This is a genomic window from Labrenzia sp. THAF191a (genome assembly GCF_009363335.1).
Taxonomy (GTDB): Bacteria; Pseudomonadota; Alphaproteobacteria; order Rhizobiales; family Stappiaceae; genus Roseibium; species Roseibium algicola.
This window is the reverse complement of record NZ_CP045333.1, coordinates 4,353,021-4,370,170: the sequence shown is the minus strand read 5'-3', so window position 1 is coordinate 4,370,170 and position 17,150 is coordinate 4,353,021. Positions and strand designations below refer to the sequence as shown.

Here is a 17,150-nt window from a genome sequence, read left to right as displayed (position 1 = left end):
CAGACCCGTAGCATGAACCCATTTGCCGGTCTGATGTCTGGAACGGTCGGTCCGGTCACCGTCGTCGTCTTGGCGATCATAGCGCTCTGGTATGTCGCCGCAGTCGCACTCAACACCCCATTCCAAAAAGACATGTATGAGCGTGCCGGACAAAGTGATGTCGGGTTCTCTCAACTTGTCACCGATACGCTTTACCAGGAGCGCCCGGTCCTGCCTGCGCCGCACCAGGTGATTGTGGAAATCTGGGACACGACTGTAAACAAGAAGATCACGTCAAAGCGGTCGCTGGTCTATCATACGGGCATCACACTCTCTTCGACGCTCCTCGGGTTTCTGATCGGCACGACACTCGGCATTCTTCTGGCAATTGGCATCGTTCATTCGCGTGTTCTCGACAAATCATTGATGCCGTGGGTCATTTCCTCGCAAACCATTCCCATTCTGGCCATCGCGCCGATGATCATCGTCGTTCTCAACGCTGTTGGTATCTCAGGTTTGCTGCCCAAAGCCATGATCTCCACCTACCTGTCCTTCTTCCCGGTCACGGTCGGCATGGTGAAGGGACTGAGATCACCTGAAGTCATTCACATGGACCTGATGCACACCTATTCGGCGACACGCTTCCAGGCGTTCTGGAAACTGCGCCTGCCCTATGCAGTGCCCTACCTTTTCACATCGATGAAAATCGGCATGGCTGCCTCTCTCGTCGGAGCGATCGTCGGTGAACTGCCGACCGGTGCCGTGGCCGGTCTTGGCGCGCGTTTGCTTGCCGGCTCCTACTACGGCCAAACTGTCCAGATCTGGTCGGCACTTCTGATGGCCGCCTTTTTGGCCGGGTCCCTGGTTGCCCTGATAGGCATGATCGAGAAGCGCACGCTGAAACGCATGGGGATGGCCGGATGAGCACCATGACCGAAAAAAAGAGCCGCCTCGATATGCCGGCACTGTTGGCCTGGTTCATCGTAGCCATGGTGGTAATTGGCCTGTTCAGTCCGATCTTCGGACCGGACTACGGCATCATGGATGTACCGCGTCTTGCCCTTTGCCTGGTCATCCTGGCAGTCGCCGGTGTGCGCTACGAACTAGGCTTCATGCGCAACCCCTTTGGAGACGTTGTCCTCGGCATCATTACCGCCATTGCTGCCTGGCTGCTGATCTCAACCTCCTCGCACCACGTCGGGCAGGCCACGCTCGGTTTCTGGGCCCTGGTAGCAGCAACCTGGGCAGCGGCCTGGCTCTTCGTTGAGCGACTTGCCACATGGCGCAACCTGTCGCCACTTGCAGCCCGGCTCATCAACCTCGCCATTCCGGCACTCTTTGGCATTACCCTTCTGGTACTTTGGCAAATCGTGGTCACCGGCGCGGGCGTTCCGAAGGTTCTGCTGCCAGCCCCTTCCGAAATATGGGTGCGCCTGACCAATTCCGGACCAACATTGTGGGCTGACTTTCGCCAGACTTTCCTGAAAGCCGTTCTGGCCGGTTACGCCATCGGCTGTGGTTCGGCGTTCATCACTGCCATTCTGGTGGACCGGGTGCCGTTCCTTCGCCGCGGCCTGCTGCCGATCGGCAATCTGGTGTCTGCACTGCCGATCATCGGTGTCGCCCCCATCATGGTGATGTGGTTCGGCTTCGACTGGCCGTCCAAGGCTGCGGTCGTGATCATCATGACCTTCTTCCCGATGCTTGTGAACACGGTATCAGGTCTCGCCGCGTCTGATGCGATGCAACGCGACCTGATGCGCACCTATGCCTCCAACTACTGGCAGACGCTTTTCAAGCTGCGTCTGCCGATGGCCATGCCCTTCATCTTCAATGCGCTGAAGATCAATTCGACGCTCGCCCTGATCGGCGCGATTGTCGCTGAATTCTTCGGCACACCGATTGTCGGCATGGGCTTCCGTATCTCCACGGAGGTCGGCCGCATGAATGTCGATATGGTCTGGGCAGAAATCGCCGTTGCCGCCCTCGCCGGATCGCTATTCTACGGCCTCGTCGCACTCCTGGAACGCGCTGTCACGTTCTGGCATCCGTCCGTCAGGGGGTGATTTGCCAGCATTTTTTTCAACTGACTTTGTGGTCGCACTAGTCGTGATCGTATTGGGCTGCGCTTTTGTAATGTCTAAGCTTCTCGACTTGCGAGCACGTGGGCAAAGGAAAAAGTCAGCCAATGGAGTAGTCGAGGGCGGTTCCAAACCCTTCAAGATTTTTAGGGTGACTGTCGCCATCTTGGGATTAATCGGTTCGATAATGCTCTCGTATTTTAAGCTCAAGACTTGGCATTATTGACGCATACCTCATTCTAGTAACGGACCGACAATGAAACCCAGCCGCGACATTTCCCGCCTTATCGAAATCATGGCAGCGCTCAGAAAACCTGTGACCGGTTGTCCCTGGGATCTGGAACAGACGTTCGCGACCATCGCGCCCTATACGCTGGAAGAGGCCTACGAAGTCGCGGACGCCATTGCCAAGAACGATCTGGTGGAACTGCGCGAGGAGCTCGGCGATCTGTTGCTTCAGGTCGTCTACCATGCACGCATGGCTGAAGAAGACGACCACTTTGACTTTGGCGATGTGGTCGAAGCCATTACAAAAAAACTGATCCGCAGGCACCCGCATGTTTTCGGTGACGAAAACGGAGAAAAACCGGAACTGGTCAAAGGTATCTGGGAACGGATCAAGGCTGAAGAGCGAGCGGAAAAGCGAGCCGCCAGGGAAGCGCTCGGCATGGAAGAAGCGCAAAAGGGCTTTCTCGACGACGTCCCGACCGCCTTTCCGGCCCTTCAGGAAGCCGAAAAGCTGCAGCGACGGGCTTCAAGGGTTGGTTTTGACTGGAACGATGCCAGACTGGTTCTGGACAAGATCAGAGAAGAAACCCACGAACTCGACGAGGAACTCGCCAAATCCGCTCCGGACAAAGACCGGATCTCCGACGAACTCGGCGACACGTTGTTCGCGCTTGCAAACCTCGCCCGGCATCTGGACATCGATCCGGAAGAATCTCTCAGGCGTACAAACCGGAAATTCCGCAAGCGTTTTGCAGCCATAGAAGATCACGCAGTGAAAACGGACACGACACTTGAAGCGATGACGCTGGATGAGATGGAAGCAGCCTGGCAGGCAGCGAAGAACAAATAGTTCCCCCTGCTCGGCTCGTTCCGGCTTTCCTTCAGACTAGCTAAAGATAAGCGGCATAAAGCTCGCGAAACGGGCCACGTTGCTTGTCGGAAACGCGCACTTCCGCCGTTACGAAATCTTCGGCATCGGTGCGTTCCAGCACCTCTGCCATCTGATAAAGTTTCGCCAGCAAAGCGCCATCGGCAACAGGGATCTTCACAGTCAGGATGTCGTCGTGCTGCGCCATGAAAGCATCGACACGGGCATAAAGCTGCTCGATCCCTTCGCCGGTCAGCGCGGAAAGGGCAATCGGCCCCTCTTCACCGGCATCTTCCAGCAACTTGTCGCGGTAAGCCGGATCAAGGCAGTCGATCTTGTTCCAGACTTCGATGATCGGCGCGCCCGTCAACGCGTCAACACCAAGATCGGTCAGCGTCTTCTTGACGTCTTCTGCCTGCGCTTCGGTGTCCGGATGCGAAATGTCCCGCACATGCAGGATGAGATCCGCTTCAAGCACCTCTTCCAGCGTCGCCCGGAATGCGGCGACCAGATGGGTCGGAAGATCGGAGATGAACCCCACCGTATCCGACAGGATGACTTCCTTACCATGCGGCAAGGCTACCTTGCGCAAGGTCGGATCGAGCGTGGCGAACAGAAGATCCTTGGCAAAAACGTCAGATTCGGTCATCCGATTGAAAAGCGTCGATTTACCGGCATTGGTATAACCGACCAGCGCAACAACCGGCTGCGGAATTTTCTTGCGTTTCTTGCGGTGCAGGTCACGCGTCCGGCGAACCTGTTCCAGCTGTTTCTGCAACGCAATGATCCGGTCCTGAATCTGGCGCCGGTCGGCCTCGATCTGGGTTTCACCCGGACCACCCATGAAACCTGCGCCGCCGCGCTGGCGCTCAAGGTGGGTCCAGGAGCGGACGAGACGGCTCTTCTGCCAGGTCAGATGCGCCAGATCGACCTGAAGCCGACCTTCCTTGGTGCGGGCCCTATCGCCAAAGATCTCCAGGATAAGACCTGTGCGGTCGATGACCTTGGTCTTCAGCCGGCGTTCAAGGTTGCGCTGCTGAACCGGGGTGAGCGGATGATCTATGACAACGAGATCCAGATCCTCGCTTGCAACGATCCCGGCAAGCTCGGCAACCTTGCCATCGCCAAACAGGGTTGCAGGCTTGGGATTGTTGACCCGGACAACGCCGGAATGCGCGATATTGAGATTGATGGCAGCACTGAGGCCGAGGGCTTCTTCCAGCCGCGCTTCCGGGCTGCGATTGCCGCGAAGTTCTGTCTGCGCGGATTCGCCACGCAACTGCAGAACCGGCTCCAGAATCATCGCACGGAAGGGCTGGGGCAGACGGTCTACCCCAGTATCTTTCAACCTTAGAGATTTCTGACCAGGTTCCTCGGAACCGTTGGATTTAGAAAAATCGTCTGCGCGAGACTTCGGTTTCAATCAGCTTGCCTTTTCAGCGTTTTCCTCAGCCTGATCGAACAGTTGAACAGGTCCGTTTGGCATAATTGTGGAAATCGCGTGTTTGTAAACCAGCTGGGAATGCCCATCACGACGCAGCAGAACGCAGAAGTTGTCGAACCATGTCACGACACCCTGCAATTTCACACCGTTGATCAGAAAAATCGTCAGAGGAGTTTTTTGCTTGCGAACGTGATTAAGAAAAGTGTCTTGGAGATTTTGTGCGCGCTCAGCCATCAGTCTTTTTATCCTATTTGCCCCGGATGCGGCCGAGCATCCGGCGTTTCAGCAGCCTACCGTCAAAAGCCGTTCAGTATCAATGACTTATGTTTGACGCACCGCCCGCTTTTCGTATAGCCCACCAGTCAAGACCGTCTGCCTCGGTCTAAAATAGTTTCGTACTTTCGACCCAATAAGGCCAATCGAATCATACCGCCTGCAAATCAGTAGCAGTATGGAACAATTCGCGCAATCGGGTTGCCACCGATCCAGGATGACCGTTTCCGATAATCCTGCCGTCCAAACGTGTCACAGGCATCACGACAGTCGTCGCTGCCGTGACGAATGCTTCCTTCGCATCGAAAGCTTCCTCAAGGCTAAACGGTCTTTCCTCAAACGTCAGCCCTTCCTTTTGGACGAGATCGAGAACCACGGCGCGTGTGATACCGCGCAGGATCCCGCTCTCGGCCGGCCGGGTGACCAAAACGCCTTCCTTGGTAACGATCCAGGCGTTGGTCGATCCGCCTTCGGTGACATTGCCGTCGGCATCCACATACCAGGCTTCCTTGCCGCCCTGTTCCTTGGCGTTCTGTTTCGCCAGCACGTTCGGCAAAAGCGCAACGGTCTTGATATCAACGCGCGGCCAACGGTTTTCCGGATAACTGAACACCGAGATACCCTGTTCGGCCTGTGCCTTGGCAGCAGTCGGGCTGGACGAACGGGCGGTCACAACGATCGACGGCGCAACGTGCGCCGGCGGGAAGAAGTGATCGCGCTTGGAAACACCGCGCGTCACCTGGATATAAACCAGTCCGTTGCGAACCAGATTCCGACGGACTACCTGATGCAGCACGAATTCCACGGCGTTGCGAGCCATTGGCCAGTCTATGCGCAGCTCACTCAAGGACCGGCCAAGGCGGTCCAGATGGCGCGGAACGTCGACGATCTTGCCCTGCCAGACTTCACAGACTTCATAAACGCCATCGGCAAACTGATAACCGCGGTCTTCAACATGCACCGCAGCATCGGCATGACGTACATACTGGCCGTTGACATAGGCAATCCGGCTCATGGTTCCTCCAGAACAGGACGGTTCGAAACGAACCGATTGGTATTTTTGAAAGTTTTGACCTTTCGGTCAGACAAAAGCAAGGCCAGAAAGAAGCCACTCAGCCTTAAAAGAAGTCAAGGCTGACGCGGAACATCTGTTCTACCTGACGCACGCGGTTCGCAACCGCGAAGATCACGATACGGTCTTGCGCCTGGATCTGCAGGTCACCATTAGGCGTAAGCACCTCGCCGCCGCGGAAAACCGCACCAATGCGGATACCGGACGGCAGATCGATAACCCTAAGCGGCTTGCCGACCAGCGGCGACGTATCTAGCGCTTCCGCCTCGACAATTTCCGCAGCCCCGTTCTGAAGCGAATGAACGCCGCGGATACGACCACGTCGCACGTGCTGGAGAATACGAGAGATGGTTACGGCGCGCGGGTTGATAAACGCATCAATCCCCAGCGCATTGGCAAAAGCCGGGTAACTCGGATTGTTCAACAGCGACAAGGAGCGTTTGCAGCCAAGCTTCTTCGCCATGACGGAAGACAGAATGTTGACTTCATCCTCGTTGGTGAGAGCCACCATGGTATCGGCATCGCCGGCATCGGCTTCATTCAGGATCGTCTGATCCAGCGCGCTGCCATGCAGGATGACCGATCGCTTCAACTCATCGGCAACAGCCATCGCCCGCTCACGGGAAGCTTCGATAAGCTTGATCTTCGTTCCGGACTGACGCTGTTCAAGCGCCTTGGCGACATAGAGCCCGATGTTGCCACCACCACAAATCACGACACGGGCCGCTTCCGGTTCCTCGTGGCCGAAAATGCTCAGCGTTCTGCGAACCTGGTCGCGGCGGGCAACCACATAGGCAAGATCACCCGTCAGAATGGAATCACTGCTCTTTGGAACAAACAGCCTGTTATTGCGATAAAGGCCGACGACAACGGCCCCAAGGTCCGGGAAGAGTTCAGTAAGCTGGCGCAAGGGAGTGTCCACAACCGGGCAGTCCTCCTCGCACATGATCCCGACAACAACAACCTGATCGTCGGCAAACCTGACAGTCTCGACGGCGCCTGGAAGCGCCAGACGGCGCAGCACCATCTCGCCAACTTCGATTTCAGGCGAGATGATCACGTCGATCGGCATGTGATCGCGCGAAAACAAATTGCGCCAGCGCCCCTGCAAATAGGACTGCGCCCGGATACGGGCGACCTTCGTGGGAACGTTGAAGAGCGAATGCGCCACCTGACAGGCCACCATGTTGACCTCGTCATAAAGCGTGACGGCAACAATCATGTCGGCCTCTTCGGCCCCGGCCTGTGCAAGAACGTCCGGATGTGCGCCGTGCCCGACAAAGCCACGCACGTCCAGCTGATCGCCAATGGCGTTGATCAGTTGGGGAGAAGAATCGATAACGGACACGTCGTTCTGTTCCGCAGCCAGACGCTCGGCAATGCCGTAGCCCACCTGCCCCGCGCCACAAATCACGATTTTCATGGAAAGATCCCTTTCCCGCCTTGCCGTTACCTATCGCTTCCCGAAGTACCTCAGGTCATGCCCAGGGTTTTCAGCTTCCGGTGAAGCGCAGAGCGTTCCATACCGACAAATTCGGCAGTCCGCGAGATGTTCCCGTCAAATCTCTTGATTTGGGCCTGAAGATATTCACGCTCGAAGATCTCCCGGGCCTCGCGAAGAGGCACGGACATCAGGTGTTCTCCCGTACCTGACGTGGGCAGGCTCGGCAGAGTTTCGCCGATTTCCGCTGGCAGCAGGTCCGCGGTGATGGTGCTGTCCGGATCGCCACGGCTCAGAATCATCAGACGTTCGACGTTGTTGCGTAGCTGACGCACGTTGCCCGGCCAGTCATGCGTTTGCAGAACCGCCATGGCGTCATCACCGATAGGCCTTTGCGGAATGCCCGAAGCACCGGAAATCTGGTGCATGAAGTGATGCACCAATACCGGAATATCCTCACGCCGTTCTGCAAGACCGGGCACACGCAGGGGAACCACGCTCAGACGGTGGTAGAGATCCTGCCGGAACAGGCCCGATGCAATGTGTTCCTCGAGATTTTTCGATGTCGAGGACAGGATGCGAATGTCGACCTGAACCTTCTGTGTGCCACCAACACGGGCGAAGCTCTGCTCTACGAGAACCCGCAGGATTTTCCCCTGGGTTTCGGCGGGCATGTCGGCGACTTCGTCGAGGTAAAGCGTACCGCCGTGTGCTTCTTCGAGCGCACCAATCTTGCGTAGATTGCCGTTCTCATCCTCGATGCCGAAAAGTTCTTCTTCCATCCGCGACGGCGTGATGGTTGCAGCGTTCAGCACAACGAACGGGCTTTTGGCACGCGGCGACATGTCGTGGATCATCCGGGCAGCACGTTCCTTGCCCGCACCGGAAGGACCGACAATCAGGATGCGACTGTTCGTTCCCGCAATCTTCTGGATGGTTTGCCGAAGGTTGTGGGCAGCCGAGGAGTTGCCAATGATTTCGCTGGTTTCGCCGCTGCGCTGCTTCAGATCGCGGATTTCACGTTTCAGGCTGGAAGCTTCCAGAGCACGTTCGACGATATGAACCAGCCGGTCTGCCTTGAACGGCTTTTCGATGTAATCGTAGGCCCCGCGCTTGATGGCAGAGACCGCTGTTTCAATGTTGCCGTGACCTGAGATGATCACGACCGGCATTTCAGGATCCGTTTCACGGAAGATATCGAGCAGGGCGAGGCCGTCGAGGCGGCTTCCCATCAACCAGATATCCAAAATGACAAGCGAAGGCTTGCGCTCCTTCACTGCGGCCAGGGCGCTGTCTGAATCGTGCGCGGTCCGCGTTCCATAACCGTCATCATCCAGGATGCCGGCAATCATTTCGCGAATATCGGTTTCGTCGTCTACGACAAGAATATCATGCGCCATGGGCAGTCACAGTCTGGTTTTGCAGGTCGGTCTCCGGCTCGATCTCGGCATGTGCTGCCAATGTCAGTCGAACGAGCGTGCCCGTGTCCTCTGGGTTGGTTTTGGGGGCGTCGAGCAATTCGATGCCACCGCCGTGGTCTTCCAGGATCTTGCGGACGATGGCAAGGCCAAGGCCCGTCCCCTTCTCCCGGGTTGTCATATAGGGTTCCAAAAGCCGGCTGCGATTTTCTTCCGGCAGCCCGATGCCATTGTCGATGACATCAATCACGATCCGGCCGCTGCCGTCTTCCAGTTCACCGCGCAAATGCACGGTCACCTTGCCTTTGGGCAAATCGTCTCCGATACGCGCACTCACCGCCTCTGCAGCATTCTTGACCACATTGGTCAGGGCCTGGCCAACCAGGCGCGCGTCAAAGACGGCCGTTACCGGACTGGACGGAACATCCGCGGTAACGCTGATTTCCGGATTTGCCACCGACTGCATGAACGCTGCATCGCGCACCGCCTCGCGCAGATCTCCAGATGTCTTCGTTGGCTTGCGCATACGGGCGAAGGACGAGAACTCGTCCACCATCTGGCCGATATCGCCCACCTGCCGAACAATGGTGTCGATGCATTGATCGAAGACTTCCCGGTCCTCCTCGATGCGTTTGCCGTAGCGGCGACGGATGCGTTCTGCCGAGAGCTGGATCGGTGTCAGCGGATTCTTGATCTCATGCGCGATGCGCCGGGCAACATCCGCCCAGGCCGAATTGCGCTGTGCCGAAACCAGATCTGTAATGTCGTCAAGCGTCACCACAAAACCATGCTCACGCCGAGTAGACTGCTCCCTCGTTATACGCACGTTGATCGTCCGCAGCCGTCCGCCCCGCGCAATCTCGATCTGCGTTTCCGGAACCCTGTCACTGTCATTCTTCAAGACATCGGAAATGCAGTCGTTCAGCTCCGGCACCACCTCGATCAGAGACTTGTTGAGTATCTGCACTTCATCCAGCTGCAGCAATTCGAGGGCGGAGCGGTTGATCAGCATGATCGAGGCTTCATCGTCAACGCCAATGACGCCGGTGGACACTCCGGAAAGAACCGCTTCGTTGAAGCGTCGGCGGCGGTCGATCTGTTCGTTCGCCGCCAGAAGCGCATCACGCTGGCCGAGAAGCTGACCGGTCATCTTGTTGAAGGTTTCGCCCAGGTTGGCGAGGTCGCCACCGGATTTCTCGGTCGGAACCTTGACGACAAGATTGCCTTTGGACACCTCGTCCGCTGCCGAAATCAACGTTCGGATCGGCGACACAAGCCGATTGGCAAACCCGAAACCTATCCAAATTGCCGACAAGAGCAACACCAGCGCGACGCCGAGATAGACCAGAGCAAAGGCCACCTGGACGCCAAAACGGCTATTCTCCATTTGCTGGTATTGCGAAGCACCCGTCTCGGCAAGACGCAGATATTCGACAACGCGCGGATCTATGGCGCGAACGGCATAGAGATAGAAATTGTCATAGGCGGACAGTTTCATGACACCGCCGACAAGGTTGGAACTTCCAGGCGCGATCAGGATCGGATCCCCGGATTTCGCCTTGAAGAAACTGTCGGCAGGCGGCAGCGGCACTTCCGCGTTGGGATCTATGACGACGCGGGTAACCACCTCGCCGTTCTCGTTCAGGATAAAGGCCGCGAGGATACCGCGAAGCGAAACCTGCGTGGCAAAGAACTGATCGAAACGGGTCGGCTCGAATTCATAAACCGCCTTCGCCCGGTCGATATCGTTGGTCATGGCGATCAGGTCGCCGCGCAGAACTCTGGCGTGTTCCTGAAGATAGGCCTGAGCGACGGTCAGGGCGTTGTCGATGATCTGACGCGTACGGTCCTCGAACCAGCGATCAAGGCCGCGGTCCAGCGTGATCGCCGCCAGAATGGCCATGAGAACGGCCGGCACAGCCGCAACCACGCTGAACAGGGCCACGACCCGCACATGAAGGCGAGCAGCAGCCCGTCCGCGCCGCCGCGCTTGCCACAACTTCAGGATCTCGAAGGCGATGACACCCACGAGAATTGCCGCGAGCGCACCATTTATGGTCATTGCGACCATGATGACTTCACGCGTGGGATCGATGGATGTCAACCCCATCAGGATAACGAAGGTGACACCGATGGATACGAGGGCAAGCAGGATGATCGCAAGACCCACACGCCGCCAGAATTTGCCTGCGGCGCTGGATTGAGCGACGGGTTCTTGTACTGCTTCCAGTATCATTCGGTCTCTTTTGATTTCAGCTCGCCAAATGCGGACTGTCTTGCTGTATTTGCGGCAAACTTATCACACAATGTTGCGAAATTGCGACAGACCAGAAGAGGCGCAGAAAATTTGCGGTGGACAGGCGATCACTTTATCGCACACATCTGAATTCGTTATTCTTTTTTTGCAGCATTCACAAAATGAATGCCCTGCCTGAAATTGGAATTTTCCTTCAGATGAACCCATGAAACCAGGCTGATATTGAGGACGAAATTCTCTCCTTAGCGGTTTCCCACTCTGTGAATCACTAGACCACTCGTCACGACAACCTGCACCTGGAACAAAAAAGCGGCCAGACCTTTCGGCCTGACCGCAGCAATTTGCCACCTGTCCTGAAAAGACTATCGGGTGGACCGCATCACCTGGATGTCGAGATCCCGGATCTTCTTGCGCAGTGTGTTCCGGTTGACCCCGAGAAGCTCTGCCGCCTTGATCTGGTTACCGCGCGTCGCCGCCAATGCTGCGCTGATCAGAGGATACTCCACTTCCCTCAGGATGCGGTGATAGAGGCCGGGAGGCGGCAAGGCATCTCCGAACGTGTCGAAATAGCCGGATAGATAACGCTCGACCGACCCACCGAGATTGACGGTCTCCTGGGATTCCTCTTCCATCGGCGAGACCGAAGGTTGACTCAACTCCTGCTCCAGCAGGTTTTCGCTGATCACGTCCTGCGGATACAGCGCGGCCAAACGACGAACGAGGTTCTCCAGCTCGCGAACGTTTCCAGGCCAGCGATACCGGCGCAGAAGATTGAGCGCTCCCTGGTCGATCTGCTTTGCCGGCAGCCCCTCCTTTTCAACGAGCGTAAAGAAGTGCCTCACCAGATCCGGAATGTCCTCCACGCGCTCGCGCAACGGTGGCAGGCGGATTGGAACCACATTCAGCCGGAAATAAAGATCTTCGCGGAAGAGGCCCTGGTTGATCAGGTGCCGCAAGTCCTTGTTGGTGGCAGCAATGATCCTGACGTCCGTCTTGATCGGAGTGCGACCACCGACAGTGGTGTATTCGCCCTGCTGCAAGACGCGCAGCAACCTGGTTTGAGCTTCCATCGGCATGTCGCCGATTTCGTCCAGAAACAATGTACCGCCATCTGCCTGTTCAAACCGGCCGGAGCTGCGGTTCTGTGCTCCGGTAAAGGCGCCCTTCTCGTGACCGAACAACTCGGCTTCGATGAGGTCCCGTGGAATGGCCGCCATGTTGATTGCAACAAATGGTCCGTTACGCCGCTTGCCGTAGTCATGAAGCGCCCTTGCGACAAGTTCCTTGCCGGTACCGGATTCGCCGTTGATCATCACCGTCAGGTCGGTCTGCATCAACCTTGCAAGAACCCGGTAGATCTCCTGCATCGCGGGAGACCGCCCCACAAGAGGCATGCCCTCACCCGCATCATCAAGGTCGACAGCCGGCCGCTTCTTCGGTTCTTCCAGCGCGCGCTGAACAATGCTGGTCAGCTCCTTCAGGTCGAATGGCTTGGGCAGATATTCATACGCCCCTTTTTCCGACGCCTTGATGGCCGTCATGAAGGTGTTCTGCGCGCTCATCACCAGAACCGGCAACTCCGGCCGCATCTTTTTCATGCGTGGCAGCACGTCGAAGATATTTTCGTCCGGCATGACCACGTCGGTGATCACAAGATCGCCATCGCCGGATGAGACCCATCTCCAGAGCGTTGAGGCGTTGGAAGTCAGCCGCACCGTATAACCTGCCCTGGACAGGGCCTGGTTGAGAACGGTGCGGATGGCTGCGTCGTCGTCTGCAACTAAAATCGTGCCCGTCGGCATGGTTACTCGGTTCCTCTGCTGGTCCGGTCGGACGAAGCTGTGCTGTCACCCGTGAATGCGGGCATCAGAATGCGGAATACAGTCTTCTGGCGTTGGCTGTCACATTCGATGACACCGCCGTGGTCACCAATGATCTTGGCAACGAGTGCAAGACCAAGGCCTGAGCCATTGGTCTTTGTCGTGATAAACGGCTCAAACAGATGCGGAAGAAGGTCTTCCGGAACGCCCGGTCCATTGTCCTGAACACAGAACTCCAACGGCAGGCTGACCTTTTCGTCTGTACCGGGAACAGACAGCCGCACACCCGGCCGAAACGCCGTCGAAACGCGAATTTCACCATCAGGATCATCACCAATCGCTTCGCTGGCGTTCTTGATCAGGTTCAGGAAAACCTGAATCAGCTGATCCTTGTTGGCATAAACCGGAGGCAATGACGGATCATAAATCTCCACAATGCGTTTGCCGCGGGCAAAGCCGGAATCCGACAAGCGCTTCACGTGGTCCAGAACCACGTGAATATTGACCGGCTCTCTTTCGATCGGCCGTTCGTCCGAAAAAACTTCCATCCGGTCGACCAGCTTCACGATCCTGTCGGTCTCATCCATGATCAGACGTGTCAGCGCCCGGTCTTCGGCTGGCACCGACTGCTCTATAAGCTGGGCCGCGCCGCGAATTCCTGACAGCGGGTTCTTGATCTCATGCGCCAACATGGCGGCAAGGCCCGTCACGGTGCGGGCGGCTCCTCGGGACGTCAGCTGCCGGTCGATCTTTTCCGCCATGGTGCGTTCCTGGAACATCAGCACCACAGCCCCCGGCCGCTCCGATACCGGCGCAGCGTTGATATCGACCACCTTCGGCGCTCCGATGCGCGGAGAACCGATGTCGACCTTGTATTCGTTGACCGGCGCGCTGCGTTCGCGCACCTGCTCGATCAGGGTCAGCAAGGGGCTCCCGAAAGGAACAAAGTCACTGATTGGATGGCGGCGGAGCACCGATACACTGGACCGCATGAAAATTTCCGCGGCCATGTTGGCGGACTCGATCACGCCATCCGGCGCAACCAGAAGCACCGGGTGTGGCAAGGCATCCAGTATAGTCGGCCCGTCACTGGCAAGCGCGGCCGTACGGCCTGTCTGAGACATGATGTCCTTCAAGCTGCTGTCCGTTTGTTGGAGGAAGAAAGCCAGTCGCTAGCGAGGCGGATAACCTCCGACGGCTGATTGGAAGTCATTAGGGTCTTGCGGACAGATCCAGGGACGTCGGTCGCGCCAGCAGCCGTTGTTTCGTCCAGATACCAACCGAGATGCTTACGCGCGATGCGAACACCCTGCCGCTCCCCGTAGTGTCTGAGGATGGCCTCGTAGTGCTCCGCCACAAGCTCCGCCAGCTCTATTCCCGTAGGTGCGTCGAGCTGTTCGCCACTTGCCAGAAAATGTCCGATGTGGCCCGGCAACCAGGGACGTCCATATGCGCCCCTGCCGATCATCACGCCGTCCGCGCCGGAAAGCTCAAGCATACGCAAGGCATCTTCAGCACTCTTGCAATCACCATTTGCGATCAGGGGAACCGAAATCGCATCCTTGACAGCCGCTATCGCACGCCAGTCGGCCTTGCCCTTGTAGAACTGGCACCGGGTGCGCCCGTGAACGGTGATGAGCTGCACCCCGGCTGCTTCCGCACGGCGGGCCAACTCCGGTGCATTCAGGTTCTTGTCATCCCAGCCAAGGCGCATCTTCAAAGTGACGGGTACATCGACCGCTTCTACCGTCGCATCAACCAGCGTCAGGGCATGATCGAGATCCCGCATCAGCGCAGAACCGGAGTATCCGGACGTCACCTTTTTCGCAGGGCAACCCATGTTGATATCGATTACATCGGCACCAAGGCCAGCGATAACCTTGGCGGCCTCCCCCATCCAGCGGGCTTCACGCCCTGCAAGCTGAACGACATGGAGCCCCTTGTCCTGAGCCTCCGCACGCATTTGCGTTTCGGCGTCGCCTTTGACAAAGGATTCGCTCGCAACCATTTCACTGACGACCATACCGGCGCCGTATCTGGCAGCCAGCCGGCGGAAAGGGAGATCGGTCACGCCGGACATCGGCGCGAGCACGGCCGGGTTTGCGAGTTGATACCGGCCAATCGTGAGTGTTTTCATAGACGGCGACACAGCGTCTCTTTTCTGCTTATTGACTGTGCAGATTCATAATTGCCTATATTGTAGACAAGTTTCGCAATGCAACAAGTCAAAATTTGCGGTCCGAACAGGTTCCTAGGTAAAGACGGTTCAAAGCTGACGGTTTGATGCAGAGCACGAGGAGCCCGTTAATGACAAAAACCGCTGCCGCCCTTGTCGTTGCCGCAGGGCGTGGCACCCGTCTTGCGGGCTCCGACAATGCGTTACCCAAGCAATACAGGCCGTTGGCTGGCCGTCCAGTGCTGAGCCATACACTGGATGCTCTCGGGAATCATCCCCGGATCAACCGTCTCGTAACCGTCATTCACCCTGACGACGTGAACCATTTCTCTGAAGCAACAAGAGCGGCTTCCAACGAAACAGCTTCAAAGATCGGACCGGCAGTCTACGGTGGTGCGACCAGGCAGCAGTCGGTCCTGGCAGGATTGAAGGCCCTCGCCCTCGAAGGATTTGATTACGTTTTGATCCACGACGCTGCACGGCCGTTCCTCCCATCTGCCGTGATAGACAGATTGCTTGAGCGACTGCAGGCAGGAAACGAAGGCGTACTCGCCGCCCTGCCCGTCGCCGACACGTTAAAAAGAGCAGATCAATCGGGTCGCTCGCTGGAAACCGTCGACAGAGCCGGGCTCTGGGCAGCGCAGACGCCACAGGCCTTTCCCTTGCAGCGCATACTCATGGCGCATGAAAAGGCGGTAGCTGCGGGAAAACTCGATTTTACTGACGACACCGGCCTTGCGGAATGGGACGGGATGACCATTGTCCTGACGGAGGGCGACCCCGCTGCATTCAAGATCACAACTGCCGCCGACCTCAGTCGCGCAGAACAACAGGCCGAGTTACAACTGATGTCGACAACCCTCGCCTCCCCGTTGCTCCTTTCAGAACTTGCCGATGTCAGAACCGGGATCGGATACGACGTTCACGCCTTTGAAGATGGCGATGCCGTCATTTTGGGCGGAGTAGCCATTCCCCACTCCAGCAAGCTGAAAGGTCACTCAGACGCGGATGTGGTGCTGCACGCTATAACAGACGCTACGCTTGGTGCCATTGGCGATGGTGATATCGGCCAGCATTTCCCTCCAAGCGACCCGCAGTGGAAAGGCGCCTCTTCTGACCAGTTTCAACTGGACGCCATGCGCCGCCTGTCTGAACGCGGCGGAAGACTGGCGCATGTCGACATCACCATCGTGTGCGAGGAACCGAAGATCGGGCCTCACCGCGAGGCAATTCGCACATCGATTGCCAAGATTTGCGCCGTGCCTGTTTCGAGGATCTCGGTCAAGGCCACGACGTCCGAGCGTCTGGGTTTCACAGGCCGCAAGGAAGGTATTGCGGCCCTGGCCAGTGTGACAGTGCGTCTTCCTTTTCAGGACGAGGACTAGAAATCCATGACTGAGACATCTCCGAACAACCTGGAAGAGCTTGCACCTCTGTCAATTGCTGTGCTCGAGGGGCTCATTGCCGCCAAGAAGATGGTTGCAACGGCAGAATCCTGCACCGGAGGCCTGATTTGCGGGGCACTTACGGAGATCGCGGGATCTTCGGCCGCCGTGGACCGGGGGTTTGTGACCTACTCCAATGAAGCAAAGAACGAAATGCTGGGCGTTCCGAAAGACCTTATCGAAAAGTTTGGAGCCGTCAGCAAGGAAGTCGCGATCGCCATGGCAGAAGGAGCACTCGCCAGATCCAATGCGGATGTAGCAGTCTCTGTAACGGGTATCGCTGGACCAGGTGGCGGAAGTCCTCAAAAACCGGTTGGCACTGTCCATATTGCCGTCGCGGCAAAGGATCGCCCGACGGATCATCTCCATTGCTGGTTTGCAGATAGCGGCCGGCAATCAATCCGGCTTGCCACCGTCAGAACTGCCCTCACATCGATTTTAAATGCAATTTCCTGAGTAAATGCTCATTAACGCTCATGGGAGTTCGCGCTGGGCTTCCGCTTGGTCATATGTATATTCCAGACAACTTGACCTCAACGTAACTCAAGATCAGAACCTTTATGATTAAACCAGCGACCATTCTGGCTGCATTTTTGTGCGCAGGCTCCACCGCTTTTGCAGGTGCCATACCTCAGCCTGGCGATTTTT

The 17,150-nt window shown here is 57.2% G+C and carries 14 protein-coding genes; 5 read left to right on the top strand and 9 right to left on the bottom strand.

Going from position 1 to position 17,150, the window contains the following annotated elements; translation table 11 throughout:
• Positions 1-12 precede the first annotated feature (12 nt).
• The 3 genes from FIV05_RS20165 (at position 13) to mazG (ending at position 3,138) form a co-directional block, all read left to right on the top strand.
• Entirely contained in the window at positions 13-903 is an 891-nt protein-coding gene (locus tag FIV05_RS20165; protein WP_168693492.1) for an ABC transporter permease, read from the top strand.
• Positions 900-2,045 (top strand): ABC transporter permease, encoded by a 1,146-nt coding sequence (locus tag FIV05_RS20160; protein WP_152510743.1) that lies wholly within the window; start codon positions 900-902, stop codon positions 2,043-2,045. The genes FIV05_RS20165 and FIV05_RS20160 overlap by 4 nt, the downstream gene beginning before the upstream one ends.
• A 271-nt stretch (positions 2,046-2,316) precedes the next feature.
• Entirely contained in the window at positions 2,317-3,138 is an 822-nt protein-coding gene (mazG, locus tag FIV05_RS20155) for a nucleoside triphosphate pyrophosphohydrolase (RefSeq protein ID WP_152510742.1), read from the top strand.
• A 40-nt stretch (positions 3,139-3,178) separates the two neighbouring features.
• Here mazG and hflX read toward each other — a convergent pair whose 3' ends face one another.
• The 9 genes from hflX to dusB all read right to left on the bottom strand — a co-directional run bounded on the left by hflX (position 3,179) and on the right by dusB (position 15,018).
• Positions 3,179-4,459: a GTPase HflX gene (hflX, locus tag FIV05_RS20150; protein WP_152511997.1), complete on the bottom strand. Its 1,281-nt coding sequence runs from the start codon at positions 4,457-4,459 to the stop codon at positions 3,179-3,181.
• 120 nt (positions 4,460-4,579) lie between these two features.
• Complete coding sequence (hfq, locus tag FIV05_RS20145) at positions 4,580-4,837, bottom strand: RNA chaperone Hfq (RefSeq protein WP_173006241.1); 258 nt, start codon at positions 4,835-4,837, stop codon at positions 4,580-4,582.
• 187 nt (positions 4,838-5,024) lie between these two features.
• Positions 5,025-5,888, bottom strand: a complete 864-nt coding sequence (locus tag FIV05_RS20140; protein WP_022998588.1) for a D-amino-acid transaminase — start codon at positions 5,886-5,888, stop codon at positions 5,025-5,027.
• A 103-nt stretch (positions 5,889-5,991) separates the two neighbouring features.
• Entirely contained in the window at positions 5,992-7,368 is a 1,377-nt protein-coding gene (trkA, locus tag FIV05_RS20135; protein WP_022998587.1) for a Trk system potassium transporter TrkA, read from the bottom strand.
• A 50-nt stretch (positions 7,369-7,418) separates the two neighbouring features.
• Positions 7,419-8,786, bottom strand: coding sequence for a sigma-54 dependent transcriptional regulator (locus FIV05_RS20130; RefSeq protein ID WP_022998586.1), 1,368 nt, complete (start codon positions 8,784-8,786; stop codon positions 7,419-7,421).
• The gene (locus FIV05_RS20125) at positions 8,776-11,040 is read right to left on the bottom strand and encodes a PAS domain-containing sensor histidine kinase (protein ID WP_152510741.1); all 2,265 of its coding nucleotides are present in this window, start codon (positions 11,038-11,040) and stop codon (positions 8,776-8,778) included. Before FIV05_RS20125 ends, FIV05_RS20130 begins: the two co-directional genes overlap by 11 nt.
• 383 nt (positions 11,041-11,423) lie before the next feature.
• Entirely contained in the window at positions 11,424-12,863 is a 1,440-nt protein-coding gene (gene ntrC / locus FIV05_RS20120) for a nitrogen regulation protein NR(I) (protein WP_022998584.1), read from the bottom strand.
• A gap of 2 nt (positions 12,864-12,865) precedes the next feature.
• Positions 12,866-14,005 carry a nitrogen regulation protein NR(II) gene (locus tag FIV05_RS20115; protein WP_035909465.1) on the bottom strand — a complete coding sequence of 380 codons (1,140 nt, stop codon included), beginning with the start codon at positions 14,003-14,005 and terminating at the stop codon, positions 12,866-12,868.
• An 8-nt stretch (positions 14,006-14,013) separates the two neighbouring features.
• Positions 14,014-15,018, bottom strand: coding sequence for a tRNA dihydrouridine synthase DusB (dusB, locus tag FIV05_RS20110; RefSeq protein WP_152510740.1), 1,005 nt, complete (start codon positions 15,016-15,018; stop codon positions 14,014-14,016).
• A gap of 170 nt (positions 15,019-15,188) precedes the next feature.
• On the opposite strand from dusB, the gene FIV05_RS20105 reads away from it, so the two are divergent.
• Together FIV05_RS20105 and FIV05_RS20100 are read left to right on the top strand one after the other, a co-directional pair.
• Positions 15,189-16,442, top strand: coding sequence for a bifunctional 2-C-methyl-D-erythritol 4-phosphate cytidylyltransferase/2-C-methyl-D-erythritol 2,4-cyclodiphosphate synthase (locus FIV05_RS20105; protein WP_152510739.1), 1,254 nt, complete (start codon positions 15,189-15,191; stop codon positions 16,440-16,442).
• 6 nt (positions 16,443-16,448) lie between these two features.
• On the top strand, positions 16,449-16,958 hold the full coding sequence (locus FIV05_RS20100) for a CinA family protein (RefSeq protein WP_152510738.1): 510 nt from the start codon (positions 16,449-16,451) through the stop codon (positions 16,956-16,958).
• The last annotated feature ends 192 nt before the right edge of the window (positions 16,959-17,150 follow it).

Excerpts from the sequence above, each read along its gene's own strand:
- hflX (WP_152511997.1), bottom strand. The coding sequence starts at position 4,459 with ATGATTCTGGAGCCGGTTCTGCAGTTGCGTGGCGAATCCGCGCAGACA.
- dusB (WP_152510740.1), bottom strand. The coding sequence starts at position 15,018 with ATGAAAACACTCACGATTGGCCGGTATCAACTCGCAAACCCGGCCGTG.
- FIV05_RS20125 (WP_152510741.1), bottom strand. The coding sequence starts at position 11,040 with ATGATACTGGAAGCAGTACAAGAACCCGTCGCTCAATCCAGCGCCGCA.
- FIV05_RS20160 (WP_152510743.1), top strand. The coding sequence starts at position 900 with ATGAGCACCATGACCGAAAAAAAGAGCCGCCTCGATATGCCGGCACTG.
- FIV05_RS20140 (WP_022998588.1), bottom strand. The coding sequence starts at position 5,888 with ATGAGCCGGATTGCCTATGTCAACGGCCAGTATGTACGTCATGCCGAT.
- FIV05_RS20130 (WP_022998586.1), bottom strand. The coding sequence starts at position 8,786 with ATGGCGCATGATATTCTTGTCGTAGACGACGAAACCGATATTCGCGAA.
- FIV05_RS20105 (WP_152510739.1), top strand. The coding sequence starts at position 15,189 with ATGACAAAAACCGCTGCCGCCCTTGTCGTTGCCGCAGGGCGTGGCACC.
- ntrC (WP_022998584.1), bottom strand. The coding sequence starts at position 12,863 with ATGCCGACGGGCACGATTTTAGTTGCAGACGACGACGCAGCCATCCGC.
- FIV05_RS20165 (WP_168693492.1), top strand. The coding sequence starts at position 13 with ATGAACCCATTTGCCGGTCTGATGTCTGGAACGGTCGGTCCGGTCACC.
- FIV05_RS20100 (WP_152510738.1), top strand. The coding sequence starts at position 16,449 with ATGACTGAGACATCTCCGAACAACCTGGAAGAGCTTGCACCTCTGTCA.
- trkA (WP_022998587.1), bottom strand. The coding sequence starts at position 7,368 with ATGAAAATCGTGATTTGTGGCGCGGGGCAGGTGGGCTACGGCATTGCC.
- mazG (WP_152510742.1), top strand. The coding sequence starts at position 2,317 with ATGAAACCCAGCCGCGACATTTCCCGCCTTATCGAAATCATGGCAGCG.
- FIV05_RS20115 (WP_035909465.1), bottom strand. The coding sequence starts at position 14,005 with ATGTCTCAGACAGGCCGTACGGCCGCGCTTGCCAGTGACGGGCCGACT.